At 57.3% G+C, this 1,297-nt stretch carries 1 protein-coding gene; it reads right to left on the bottom strand.

Annotation, left to right across the window (positions count from 1 at the left end; all coding sequences use genetic code 11):
• Nucleotides 1-1,297 (bottom strand): lytic transglycosylase domain-containing protein (locus D5S03_RS04810; protein ID WP_287042826.1); only part of this gene is annotated, 1,297 nt, incomplete at both ends.

Genomic DNA, 1,297 nt, shown 5'->3' with positions numbered 1-1,297 from the left:
GGTTTCATTGAAGGGAATGCTTTCCACCCAGATATCCGCGGGTATGTTCTGGGATTTGGGCAGCCATCTTTTGACCCGGTGGGCCCCTGCATTGTATGCGGCGGTAGCCAGGACAGGGTTCTGCTGAAGTTCCTGCAGCCGCAGATCCAGGTAAAAAACACCGTAGCGCACGCTGGTGGCGGGATCAGTAAGGCGGTGGGGATTATTCAGGGACTCCTGGAGCCTGGCAGCGATAGTCCTGCCCGTGGCGGGCATGATCTGCATCAGGCCGATGGCCCCGGCAGGAGAACGTACGTCCGGCATGAACATGCTTTCCTGTCTGGCCAGAGCCAGGACCCAGGCAGGGTCCAGTGCCCTGCTGCCTGCATGCTCGGCTATCAGGTCATGGTAGGACAGGGGAAACCTGAGGGCAAGGTCTTCAAACTGTCTTGCACCTGCAGCAGCCTGAATGGCCCGGTCGTGCCAGCCGATACTCCGGGCCAGGACTGCAGCCGCTGCCATCATTTCCCGGTCTTTGCCCTGCAGGGCATGCATCCATTCCCGGCGGGCCTGGATTTCACGGTCCAGGTAATACAGTTCCAGGGACCTCTGAATTCCTGGGGCGCTTTTAAGGTCATCAATCTTTTCAGGATGGGGGTCCAATGGGGAATGGTTCAGGGAATAGGCCTGGCCCAGCCTGTCTGCAGCCAGCAATGAAAAATAGTTCTGCCTGCCAAGCAGGCCAAGATAGATACCCGAAGCCTGCTGGACAAGTCCCTGCTCCTCAAGGGCCCTGGCTCTCCAGTACTGCCACCTTGGAGATGATTTCTGGGAGCTGGAAAGATTGTCCCAGGCATCCAGCACTTCACTGTATTTCTGTTCGTAAAGCGCTGTGCGCACATGCCATTCGCGAAGCCTGGGGGTCTTGAGATCGTCGGGGAGATCCTGGAAACGCTGCAGAGCCTGGTCATGGCGTCTAAGGGCCAGGTAAAGGGCGATGTCCTGCTCTACTTCCGGAAAGTCTTTACGGTCGAGCTGGTTTTTTTCCAGGATATTGTCCCAGTCGTCAGCCGCATCCGGTGTATCCTTGCGTATAAGTTTCTTCATGCCGTAAACAAGGATTTTCTCGTGGGGGCTACCGTCTGCTCCGGACCAGTCCTGATCTGGTGTAAGTGAAGGATCGCGGGCAATATCCAGCCAGAGATCAAGCCAGGGCTTGTCCTGTTCTGGCAGGTACCTTCCAAGGTATCTTGCCAGTCCGAGCTGGCCCTGATCAATGGAAAGGGCGATGCGCTCCCGGACAAGTTCCGGGGTCAGC

It is taken from the genome of Desulfonatronospira sp. MSAO_Bac3 (assembly GCF_003838035.1).
Taxonomy (GTDB): domain Bacteria; phylum Desulfobacterota; class Desulfovibrionia; order Desulfovibrionales; family Desulfonatronovibrionaceae; genus Desulfonatronospira; species Desulfonatronospira thiodismutans.
This window is presented reverse-complemented; position numbering and strand designations above follow the sequence as displayed.